Here is a 10,911-nt window from a genome sequence, read left to right as displayed (position 1 = left end):
GCCATGCGCACACCGCACACACTGCACAGGCCCTCACAGTCCTCGGTACACAACGGCGACATCGGCAGTTCGAGCGCGACGGCGTCGATGATGGACTGCTCGAGGTCGATCCGGTCGTCGTTGATGCGGTGGATCTCGTCGGCGTCGGTGGTCTGCTCGGTCTCACTGTCGGGATAGGCGAAGAGCTCGGTCAGGAAGACGGTGACGGTCCCGTCGACGGGTTCGAGACACCGCGAACACTGGCCCTCGGTTTCGCCGCAGACCGTGCCGCTGACGAGAACTCCCTCGCTCACCGACTCGAGTCGCAGGTCGAGATCCACCTCGGACGCGGCGGGGATACCGATCATCTCCAGCCCGAGCCGTTCGGGTGTCACGGCGGTCCGGTGCACCTCGGTCATCGTCCCCGGACGACGTCCGAGAGAGCGGATGTCGAGCACGAAGGGATCACGGGCGTGCGCGGATGCCTCACCCGTGCTCACACCTGGGGTCACTGCGTTTTCGGCCACAGATGCACCATACGCCCGGGTCAGCGAATCCTCGAATGAGCTCGCCCGGCCCGTGTCGGCACCGCTTCGCGGACTCAGACCGCGAGCGGCGAAACGTCGTCGGCGGCCTCGGACCGGGCCCGACCGCGGGCCGGATCGTGGTCGACGCTGCGGGGATATTCGACGTAATCGTGCATGCCCGCGCCGGTACGCAGCTGATGGCGACCGCGGTTCACCGACCGCAGGGTGTTGGTGAGGGTTTCCTCGAATTGCGCCAGCTTCTCGTCGACGTAGACGTCGCAGTCACCGCGCAACCGGTCGGCCTCGGCGTGTGCCGCGTCGATGATGCGCTCGGCCTCGGATTTCGCGGCGGCGACGACCTCGGCCTCGGACACCAGACGCTGCTGTTCGGCAATGCCGTCGGCGACCGACTTGTCGTAGGTGTTGTTCGCGGCGTCGATGGTGCGCTGCGCCTCGGCGCGTGCCCGCCCGGTGACGGCCTCGAATTCGCGGGCCGCGCTGGACGAAAGCCGCCGAGCCTCTTCGGTCGCGTCCTCGACGAGGGACTTGCCGTGATTGCTTGCCTCGTCGACCATGCGGTCGGCCTGCGACTTGGCGTCGGCGAGGATGCGGTCGGCCTCGGCACGGGCGTGGGCGAGCACCGCTTCCGACTCGGAATCGGCGTTGCCGATCACGGTGTCTGCGTGCGAACGCGCGTCCTCGAGCATCGAGTCACGGCTGTCGAGAACGTCCTGGGCGTCGTCGAGCTCACCCGGGATCGAGTCCTTGATGTCGTCGAGCAGTTCGAGCACATCTCCCCGCGGGACCACACATCCGGCGGTCATGGGGACACTCCGCGCCTCCTCGACGATCGCAACGAGTTCGTCGAGCGCTTCAAATACCCGGTACACAGCCACCCCAATCCGGCTCACGCCAATGGTCATCTGGTGAAACGTCTGTGACTATTGTGCCGAATGGGATGTGTGTGACTACGGAGGTCACAGTGATCGGCGTGTCGCGTGGTACGCGAACGCAACAGGGTGTGCGGTCAGTCGGGTATCCGGAACGACCCGAAGACCAGCTCCTTGCGCAGTTCGAAGCCCAGTGATTCGTAGAGGCGGATCGCCGTGACGTTCTCGGCCGCGGTGTGCAGGAACGGGATCTCACCGCGCCGAACGATCCCGTCGGCGACAGCCAGGACCAGACGCGACGCCAGCCCCCGACCCCGGTGTGCCGGATCGGTGCACACGGCACTGATCTCGGTGGCGCCGGCCGGATGTAGTCGCTCCCCTGCCATCGCGATCAACGCGCCACCGTGCCTGAGTCCGAGATAGGTGCCCATCTCGATGGTGCGCGGCAGGAACGGCCCGGGTCGGGTGCGGGCGACGAGGTCGAGCATCTCGGGGACGTCGTCGTCGGTGAGGATCACCGCCGCCGGATCCGGTGCGGACTCGACGGCACGGGCGATCATCTGCACACCGGGCAGGGCCATCGTCGTCGCCCAGCCGGGCGGCGGCGTCGGCATCGACCCCGAGATCGGCAGTGTGCCACCGGGACCGAAGAGCTCTACGGCGTCCGACCAATCCGCGGGGCCGGGATCGAGTGGGAACGCCGCGAACACCGACACGTCGCGTCGGTAGCGCAACACCCGTCCGCGCCGTTGCGCGAGATGCCGGTGGTGACCGGTCAGCGACGATCGGACCGGATCGTCGAGGACGTCGACACCCAAACGGGGCATCGGCGAAGCATCAGCCGTGCGCTCACTCATGACTCGATGATGTCCCATCGGCACGACTCCTTTTCCATCCCGCCCCTCTCTGTCCCACCCGTCTTCATCCCGGCCACCTCAGCTGTCGTTGCGCGGCAGACCGGGCGGATTCACCTGTGACGTCGGCACGGCCTCGGCGGAGAGGTTCCACGCGGCCAGCCACTTCGCGTACACACCCGTGGTGATCAGGTGGTTGATCGCGTCGGCGAGCGGCCCGACGAGTTCGTCACCCTTCTTCGTCGTGGCCGCGATCAATCCCTGCAGCGTCGACCCGGCCCCGGAATACGTGCCGGCGACACGGGTGGCTTTCGGGGTGCCCGCGGTCTGCCGGACGTGATAGGAGATGCTCGGATTCGGCGCGAGGTAGGCGTCGATCTTGCCCGAGGCAAGGGCCAGGTTGATCGAGTTGGCGTCCGGGAAGTAGACGACGTCGAGGGTCTTGCCCTCGGCGGTGAGCTTGTCCCGCCACTCCAGCAGTAGGCGTTCCTGGTTGGTGCCCGACCCGACGGCCACCTTCTTGCCCGCAAGGCTCTCGTAGTTGCCGTCGAAGTTCCAGGAGCTCGCCTTGAGCACTTCGAAGGCGATTTCGTCCTTGCGGTAGGTCGCGAAGTCGTATTTTTCCTTGCGCTCTTCGGTGACGGTGATGTTGGAGAATCCGACATCTGTTCGCCCGCTGTCGATTCCGACGAAGAGGTTCTCCCACGTGGCGTTGGTGATCACCGGTGTGAGCCCGAAGACAGCCGCTACGAGGCGGCCGAGGTCGGGTTCGGCGCCGGTCAGCGTGTGCTGATCGGACCCGATGAACGCCAGAGGCGGATACCCCGAGGGCAGTGCCCCGATCCCGATCGACAGCTCCCCGGAGTCACGCACCGCCGCCGGCAGCGCGTTGCGAATCGAATCGACCTGCGGCACAGTCACATCGATTTGGTTGGCGGCGCCGTTGGACACCGCCCCGATGACGACGTCGCCCGGCTTTCCGGATGGTTGCGCGGCGTCGGTGGAACCGCCCGAGCACGCGGTGAGCAGACCGCCGACGAGGCCGAGTGCCACGGTGACGGCACCGAGCCGCGTCGCGGCCCGGCGACGAGCGCGCGTTCGGGGGGTGACGCGATCGGCGGAACGCGTTGGTGACATGGAGTTACTCCGTTTCTGGGGTGTGACGGCAGGGAGGATGACGACGTGCCCCGGCGGGGTCGTCGACGGTGGTGGCGGTCGGTGAGTCGGTGTGTGGTGGTCGATGTGTGGCGGTCAGAGCACTCGGAGCAGGAAGTCCTTGGTGCGCTGGTGTGTCGGATGATCGAGGACCTGATCCGGGGTGCCCTGCTCGACGATGCGGCCGTCGTCGAGGAAGACGATGGTGTCGGCGACCTCGCGGGCGAAGCCGATCTCGTGGGTCACCACGATCAAGGTGGTGCCGGTGGCGGCGAGATCACGGATCACCGCGAGGACGTCGCCCACGAGCTCGGGATCGAGCGCCGAGGTCGGCTCGTCAAAGAGCAGCACCCCCGGCTCGACGGCCAGCGCCCGGGCGATGGCGACCCGCTGTTGCTGACCGCCGGAGAGCTGGCGCGGATATGCGTCGTACCTGTCCGAGAGTCCCACGCGCGCAAGGAGTGCGCGGGCAGCTCGCTCGGCGTCCGCGCGGGTGATCCGGCCGGTCGAGACCAGTGGTGCCGCGACATTCTGGCCGGCGGTGAGGTTGGAGAACAGGTTGAACGACTGGAAGACGTAGCCGATGCGGCGTCGCTGTCGCAGGATCTCGCGTTCGGGCAATTCCCGGAGACGGCCGCCGGTACGGCGGACGCCGATCAGTTCGCCGCCCACGCTGACGTGGCCTGCGTCAAGCCGTTCGAGATGGTTCACGGCACGGAGCAGGGTCGACTTGCCCGAGCCCGAGGGTCCGAGGATCACCGTCACCTCTCCCGGGCGGATCGTGAGGTCGATGCCCTTGAGGACGTGGTGGTCGGCGTAGAAGCGGTGGGCGCCCACGATCTGCACCTCGGCACCGGTCGACGTCGTGTCCGGTGTGATGGCGGCGCGCGTCATGCGGCACGCTCCCAGGGACGCAGGGCGATGCTCCGGCGAGCGCCGGCAACAGCGAACCGCAATCGCTGTATCGGCGTGGGGGGCAGGGTGCGGACCGCCCCTCGCGCGAAGTAGCGCTCGACGTAGAACTGCACGATCGAGACGGCGCTGGTGAGGATCACATACCAGACCGTCGCCACCATCAGCAGTGGGATGATGTCACCGGAATAGGTGCTCGACTGGGTCGAGACCACGCCGAACAAATCGAGTAGCGACACGTAGTAGACCAGCGATGTCGACTTGATCAGCCCGATCAGCAGATTCACATACGACGGCACGATGGACCGCAGAGCCTGCGGCAATGTGATGCGCAGAAAGTGATACCGACGTGGAATGCCCAGTGCGGCAGCGGCTTCGTGTTGGCCCGCGTCGACCGACAGGATGCCGCCGCGCACGATCTCGGCGGCGAACGCCGCCTCGTGGACGGTGATACCGATGACGGCGATCAGGAACGGGGTGGCGAGATCGGCCTCGGAGAAATGAAACAGTCCCGGGCCGAACGGAACACCGATACTCAGACTCTGGTAGAGCGCCCCGAAGTTGAACAGGATGAGGAGCAGTACGATCAGCGGGATCGATCGAAAGAACCAGACGTAACCCCAGCTGACCGCCGCGAGCACGGGATTGTTCGACAGCCGCATCAGCGCCAGGACGATACCCACGGCCAGGGCGAGCACCGCACTGTACGCTGCGACCTCCAAGGTGACTCCGAGGCCTTCGAGAATGACGGGGCGAAAGAACCAGTACCCGAACCGATCCCATTGGAAGAACGCGTTGGTGGCCAGGCCGTGGACCAACTGCGCGCCGACGATGAGCACGATCGCGGCGAGAACCCACCGGCCGGGATGACGCAGGGGCGCAACGCGTTCGGCGACCGGCGGCGTAGTCGTGCCCGCCGACGACGGGTGCGAGTCCCCCGACGGCGCCGGGTGTGGATCGGCACTCGTGGACGGCGATGGGGCGGACATGTCGGCACTCTCCTCCAACCGGGGAACGGGGCACGCGAGGAGAGGCGTGCCCGACGACACCCCGGGCGTATCCCGCGGGTACCGACGACCACGACGGCACGACGACTCCTCACGAAATCGTTGTGGCCGTTTCCATCACGCTTATCGGGACATTCCCGATCCGGTCGTCACCTGGGGCACCCCACCGCGATGCGAGGGTTGCCGGTCAACCAGCCAGGGCTTGACGTTGACGCTCATGACCGTCTCGCTCACGCTAATACCGCGCGCCGCAGCGGTCAGTATTTACATTCGTCGATGAGTGAAAGTCTCGTGGCGTCGGCGTCGGACACCATAGTCGTCTGACGCTGCGTTATTCGTCTGACGCTGCGTTCCTCAGACCTGCGTTCGTCAGACGCTGCGTTCGTCAGACGCTGCGTTCACCGGCCAGGATCGCCTCGAGGCGCCGGTGGATGTGCGGGGAGAGAAAAGGTGTCACGTCGCCGCCGAGCTTGGCGACCTCTTTCACCAGCGAACTCGAGACGTGCGCGAAGCGCGGATCGGTCAGCAGGAACACGGTCTCGACGTCGGCCAGCTCACGATTCATCTGCGCCATCGGAAGCTCGTAGTCGAAGTCCACCGACGAGCGCAGACCCTTGACGATGGAGTGGATCGCGTTCTCTCTGAGATAGTCGACGAGCAGGCCGGTCCACTGATCCACCCGCACATTGGGCAGATCGGCGCAGTCCTCCCGGATCAGTTCGAGCCGCTCCGGGACCGAGAACAGGCCGCGCTTGTTGGGATTGACGACAACGGTGACCACCAGCTCGTCGAAACACGCAGCAGCCCGCTCGACGACGTAACGGTGGCCGCGCGTGAAGGGATCGAAGGAGCCGGGGATCACCGCACTGGTCATACTCTGCAGAACCTACCCGGCCTCCCCGCCGGTGACTCGCGCGACCTGCACCGTGGTGTCGCCGTAGGACTTGTCGGTGACGACCTCCCAGCCGACCGGCCATCTCGTCGTGGCCCGGCGGCCCCGCTCGAGGACCAGTAGGCCACCGTCGGCGAGCCAACCGCCCGCGCCGAGCGCCGCGAGGTCACCGTGCACCTCGTCGTCGGTGAGTGCATAGGGCGGGTCGGAGAAGATCACATCGAAGCGACCCGTCACACCTACTCGGGCCGGGACCTCCGCTCGGGCCGGGCCGGCCAGGAACGCCGACACCGGTGCGGTGATCACCCGGCCCACCTCGGCGACGCCGAGCGCCCTCAGGTTGGCGGTGACGACAGCGGTGGCGCGACGACGGCTGTCGACGAACACGGCCGAGGACGCGCCACGGGAGAGTGCTTCGAGGCCCAGCGCACCGGACCCGGCATAGAGGTCGAGGATGGCGGCACCCTCCAGATCGATCCGGGCGTCGAGAATGTTGAACACCGCCTCGCGCACCCGATCGGAGGTGGGCCGGGTCCCGGCGTCGGGAACCTTCAGTGGTCGTCCGCCGTGGCGGCCGGCGATGATCCGGGTCACCGAACCATTCTCCCATTGCCGATTCGGTTGAGCCGTCCCCCTCGACGGGCGGCGCCACCGGGTCGTCACCGCGGTCGCCGCCGGACAATTCGCCCACCCGCAGCGAGTCGTCGCAAACGTTTGTGTCCCGCATCACAAATACCGGATGAACTGGGCATTGAGGGGGCATTTCCCCACCGATTGACGCAGGCAGGTGAATTCGTCGACACACGTTGTTAACGTCGAATGCGTTATGAGCCCGTCCCACACAAGAACGGCCCCATCACCCCTTCTCACTCTCGACTACCGGGTTCCCTCGGTGGCCGACGGTACCCGACTCTGGGAGATTGCCAAGGACTCCCAGGTGCTCGACGTGAATTCCAGCTACGCCTACGTACTGTGGTGCCGAGACTTCGCCGAGACGTCCATCGTCGCCGAGGTCGACGGCCGCACTGCAGGATTCGTCACCGGATATCGACGTCCGTCCGACCCGTCGACCCTCATGGTCTGGCAGGTCGCGGTCGACGACGCGTATCGCGGTCACGGGATCGCAGCAACGATGCTGCATCGACTCTTCGATCGTGCCGCACGACGCGGGGTGGTGGCCATGCACACCACCATCAGCCCCGACAACGTTGCCTCGCAACGATTGTTCGCATCGGTGGCTGCCGCTCGCGGACTCCGATTCGCCCGGCGCGACCTTTTCGCCGCCGGCGACTTCCCGGACGCACACGAGCCCGAGGACCTCTATCTGCTCGAGCCCGAGGTTCCCGAACCCTGATCCCGGGCAACAGGAGTCGGCTCCCGAGCCGGTCCTGATCCACCAGCCACACGGTCAAAGATGGTTCCGCACAACATGTGTCGATCAGGTTGCTCCGTACATGTTGGTGCGCACCGGTATCCCCGCGCGGGCCACGCCGATCCGCTCTGTGCGGATCTCACCTGCGGTGGCGACGCGACGCGCGCCCCGGGCGACGGCCTCACAGATTTCCCACATTGGAGGAATAACCATGAACGACCAACCCACCGCCAAGAAGACCTCGATCGATGATTCGGTCTTCACCCAACACGAATCCGAGGTCCGCAGTTACTGCCGCAGCTGGCCGACGGTGTTCGGCCAGGCTCGTGGGTCGTGGCTGACCGACACCAACGGCGACCGCTACCTGGACTTCTTCGCCGGGGCCGGTGCGCTCAACTACGGCCACAACAACCCGGTCCTCAAGTCCGCGTTGCTCGAATACATCGAATCCGACGGCATCACCCACGGTCTCGACATGGCCACCGTGGCCAAGGGTCGGCTGATCGAGGAGTTCACCTCCAAGATCCTCGCGCCGCGCGATCTGGACTACAAGATCCAGTTCCCGGGACCGACCGGCACCAACGCCGTCGAGTCGGCACTGAAGCTGGCCCGCAAGGTCACCGGCCGTGAATCGATCGTGAGTTTCACCAACGCGTTCCACGGCATGACCCTCGGCTCGCTGTCGGTGACCGGCAACTCGATGAAGCGCGCCGGCGCGGGTATCCCGCTCGTGCACGCGACCCCGATGCCGTTCGACAACTACCTCGGCGGGGCCGTCGAGGACTTCAGCTGGTTCGAGCGGGTGCTCGACGACTCCGGCAGCGGACTCAACCTGCCCGCGGCGGTCATCGTCGAGACCGTGCAGGGCGAGGGTGGGGTCAACGTCGCGCGCGCGGAGTGGTTGCGTGCGCTCTCCGAGCTCTGCCGGCGTCGCGACATCCTGCTGATCGTCGACGACGTGCAGATGGGCTGCGGCCGCACCGGTGAGTTCTTCTCCTTCGAAGAGGCCGGGATCAAGCCCGACATCGTCACGCTGTCCAAGTCGATCAGCGGATACGGGTTGCCGCTGGCACTCGTGCTCATCCGCCGCGACCTCGATGTGTGGTCGCCGGGCGAGCACAACGGCACCTTCCGCGGCAACAATCCCGCGTTCGTCACCGCGGCCAAGGCGATCGAGCACTACTGGTCCGACGATTCGCTCTCCCGTGACGTCCACATGAAGGGCCGACAGATCAACGAGGTGCTCTCCACGCTCGCCGCCCGGCACGAGGGCGTCTCGACCCGCGGCCGCGGCATGGCACGCGGACTGGTGTTCGCCGAGCCCGCCGACGCCGGCAAGGTGTGCGCCGCCGCCTTCGGCGCCGGCCTGCTCGCCGAGACCTCCGGTCCGTCCGACGAGGTCGTCAAACTCCTTCCGCCGCTGACCATTTCCACCGAGGATCTCGACCACGGGTTGGGGATCCTCGCCGATGCCACCGAGGAGGTGCTCGCATGATCGTCCGCACCACAGACGAGATCACCGGAACCGACCGAGACGTCGCCGACCCCAAGGGCAATTGGGTGTCCAAGCGCATCGTGCTCGGCGGAGACCGGGTCGGGTTCTCGTTCCACGAGACCACCATCAACGCCGGCAGTGTCAACGAATTCCACTACGCCAACCACATCGAGGCCGTATGGCTCGTCGAGGGCACCGGCACCCTGCTCGACCGGGAGACCGGCGAGACCTATCCCCTGGCTCCGGGCACGATGTATCTGCTCAACGGTCACGAGCGGCACACCGTCACCGCGCAGACGCAGATGCGCATGCTGTGCGTGTTCAATCCGCCGGTGGTCGGTACCGAGGTGCACGACGAGGACGGCGTTTACCCGCTGGTCACCGTGCCCGAACAGCCGTCCGGCAAGCACGCCGAGACCGCCGACGTCTGACACACCGGCCGTCACCGGTCGTCCACGAGTTGCCCGTGCACTCCCCTGCCGCTCACCGAGTGAGCATGCGGAGTGCGCGGGCAACTCGCGTGGTGGCCCTATCCTGGATGAGGTGCGTACCCGTCTGCAGATCGGCTGGACCCCCGCCGAACCGACCCCGCTCGAGGAGCGCCTCGATGTCGCCCTCGATCGGCTCTCGGCACTGCTCGACGGGGCCCGGATCACCGCCCTGACCGGCGCAGGCCTCTCCACCGACTCCGGTATCCCCGACTACCGCAGTCCCGGCGCGCCGGCCCGCACACCGATGACCGTGCAGATGTTCTTGTCCTCCCCGGAATTCCGCCGCCACTATTGGGCACGCAATCACCTCGGTTGGCGCCACATGGACGCCGCGACTCCCAACGCCGGTCATCATGCGCTCGCCGAACTCGGACGCCAGGGACGCCTCACCGGTGTCATCACCCAGAATGTCGACATGCTGCACACCAAGGCGCGAACCCGCCGGGTGGTCGAGTTGCACGGTTGTTACGGGCGAGTGCGCTGCCTGGACTGCGATGCGACCCTGTCGCGTCACCGGCTCGCGGAGATGCTCGAGGACCTCAACCCGGACTTCGCGGCCCGGGTGTCCGGCCGCGGTGCGATCGAGGTGGCCCCCGACGCCGACGTAGCACTCGACGACACCGCCGATTTCGTTGTCGCACCCTGCCCGCGATGCGGTGGCATCCTCAAACCCGACATCGTGTACTTCGGCGAGAACGCTTCGAGAGAACTTGTCGCACAATCGTTCGCGATGATCGACGAGAGCGATGCGCTGCTGGTCGCCGGGTCGTCGCTGACCGTGATGAGCGGATTGCGGTTCGCGCGGTACGCCCACCGCACCTCCAAGACGCTGGTGGTGGTCAATCGCGGTGCCACCCGTGCAGACCACATCGCCGATCTGAAGATCGACCACTTCTGCGGCGTCGTCCTGCCTGCCCTCGCACAGTGGGGACGAGCAGACCGGGGACGAGCAGACCGGGGACGAGCAGACCGGCTCACCGAACCGTCAGACGGGCACCAGGTCGTCGGCGTGGATCACCGGGCGCCGCAACTGTTCCGGTAGTTCTGAGGTCGAGCGACCCACCATCCGGGCGACATCGTCGGCCGCATAGGACGAGACCCCCCGTGCGTACACCGAACCGGCGGCGTCGACCAGTTCGACGACGTCGCCCTCGGAGAACCCGCCGCGCACCCCGATCACCCCGGCCGCCAGCAGTGAGCGCCTGCGCTTCACCACCGCGGCGACCGCGCCGTCGTCGATGGCGATCTGTCCGCGGGCGTCGGCGGCGTGGCGCACCCAGAATCGCCGCGACGACAGCCGGTCGGGGCGTGCGGCGAAGACCGTGCCGACCGACGCC

General features: G+C 66.8%; 14 protein-coding genes and 1 riboswitch. Of the genes, 4 read left to right on the top strand and 10 right to left on the bottom strand.

Annotation, left to right across the window (positions count from 1 at the left end):
• The 8 genes from B1964_RS08135 to rsmD all read right to left on the bottom strand — a co-directional run.
• Positions 1 to 506, bottom strand: a 506-nt coding sequence (locus B1964_RS08135) for a DUF177 domain-containing protein (protein WP_079929454.1), incomplete at its 3' end; no start/stop codon positions are given.
• Positions 507 to 580: 74 nt separating this feature from the next.
• A complete protein-coding gene (locus B1964_RS08130; protein WP_014359736.1) occupies positions 581 to 1,396 on the bottom strand; it encodes a DivIVA domain-containing protein in 816 nt (271 codons plus the stop codon).
• Positions 1,397 to 1,533: 137 nt separating this feature from the next.
• The gene (locus B1964_RS08125) at positions 1,534 to 2,253 is read right to left on the bottom strand and encodes a GNAT family N-acetyltransferase (RefSeq protein ID WP_216354232.1); all 720 of its coding nucleotides are present in this window, start codon (positions 2,251 to 2,253) and stop codon (positions 1,534 to 1,536) included.
• 78 nt (positions 2,254 to 2,331) lie between these two features.
• Complete coding sequence (locus tag B1964_RS08120) at positions 2,332 to 3,387, bottom strand: ABC transporter substrate-binding protein (RefSeq protein WP_079929452.1); 1,056 nt, start codon at positions 3,385 to 3,387, stop codon at positions 2,332 to 2,334.
• A 114-nt stretch (positions 3,388 to 3,501) separates the two neighbouring features.
• Entirely contained in the window at positions 3,502 to 4,299 is a 798-nt protein-coding gene (locus tag B1964_RS08115; protein WP_079929451.1) for an amino acid ABC transporter ATP-binding protein, read from the bottom strand.
• Positions 4,296 to 5,306 (bottom strand): amino acid ABC transporter permease, encoded by a 1,011-nt coding sequence (locus tag B1964_RS08110; RefSeq protein WP_014359732.1) that lies wholly within the window; start codon positions 5,304 to 5,306, stop codon positions 4,296 to 4,298. The genes B1964_RS08115 and B1964_RS08110 overlap by 4 nt, the downstream gene beginning before the upstream one ends.
• 132 nt (positions 5,307 to 5,438) lie before the next feature.
• A riboswitch (SAM riboswitch) is annotated at positions 5,439 to 5,547 on the bottom strand.
• A gap of 162 nt (positions 5,548 to 5,709) precedes the next feature.
• A complete protein-coding gene (coaD, locus tag B1964_RS08105; protein ID WP_006371284.1) occupies positions 5,710 to 6,198 on the bottom strand; it encodes a pantetheine-phosphate adenylyltransferase in 489 nt (162 codons plus the stop codon).
• A 12-nt stretch (positions 6,199 to 6,210) separates the two neighbouring features.
• The gene (gene rsmD / locus B1964_RS08100; protein WP_079929450.1) at positions 6,211 to 6,810 is read right to left on the bottom strand and encodes a 16S rRNA (guanine(966)-N(2))-methyltransferase RsmD; all 600 of its coding nucleotides are present in this window, start codon (positions 6,808 to 6,810) and stop codon (positions 6,211 to 6,213) included.
• Positions 6,811 to 7,042: 232 nt separating this feature from the next.
• Between rsmD and ectA the strand changes: the two genes are divergently transcribed.
• On the top strand, positions 7,043 to 7,570 hold the full coding sequence (gene ectA / locus B1964_RS08095; protein ID WP_014359730.1) for a diaminobutyrate acetyltransferase: 528 nt from the start codon (positions 7,043 to 7,045) through the stop codon (positions 7,568 to 7,570).
• 84 nt (positions 7,571 to 7,654) lie between these two features.
• Here ectA and B1964_RS30380 read toward each other — a convergent pair whose 3' ends face one another.
• A complete protein-coding gene (locus tag B1964_RS30380) occupies positions 7,655 to 7,801 on the bottom strand; it encodes a hypothetical protein (RefSeq protein WP_155828369.1) in 147 nt (48 codons plus the stop codon).
• On the opposite strand from B1964_RS30380, the gene ectB reads away from it, so the two are divergent.
• The 3 genes from ectB (at position 7,800) to B1964_RS08080 (ending at position 10,616) form a co-directional block, all read left to right on the top strand.
• Positions 7,800 to 9,083 (top strand): diaminobutyrate--2-oxoglutarate transaminase, encoded by a 1,284-nt coding sequence (ectB, locus tag B1964_RS08090; RefSeq protein WP_006371280.1) that lies wholly within the window; start codon positions 7,800 to 7,802, stop codon positions 9,081 to 9,083. The genes B1964_RS30380 and ectB overlap by 2 nt on opposite strands.
• Positions 9,080 to 9,514 (top strand): ectoine synthase, encoded by a 435-nt coding sequence (locus B1964_RS08085; protein WP_006371279.1) that lies wholly within the window; start codon positions 9,080 to 9,082, stop codon positions 9,512 to 9,514. The genes ectB and B1964_RS08085 overlap by 4 nt, the downstream gene beginning before the upstream one ends.
• Positions 9,515 to 9,626: 112 nt before the next feature.
• Positions 9,627 to 10,616: a Sir2 family NAD-dependent protein deacetylase gene (locus tag B1964_RS08080; RefSeq protein ID WP_079929449.1), complete on the top strand. Its 990-nt coding sequence runs from the start codon at positions 9,627 to 9,629 to the stop codon at positions 10,614 to 10,616.
• Here the strand turns inward: B1964_RS08080 and B1964_RS08075 are convergent.
• The coding region (locus tag B1964_RS08075) for a PUA domain-containing protein (RefSeq protein WP_366664267.1) at positions 10,560 to 10,911 on the bottom strand (352 nt) is incomplete at its 5' end. The genes B1964_RS08080 and B1964_RS08075 overlap by 57 nt on opposite strands.

The organism is Gordonia sp. i37 (genome assembly GCF_002043085.1).
Lineage (GTDB): Bacteria > Actinomycetota > Actinomycetes > Mycobacteriales > Mycobacteriaceae > Gordonia > Gordonia polyisoprenivorans.
This window is presented reverse-complemented; position numbering and strand designations above follow the sequence as displayed.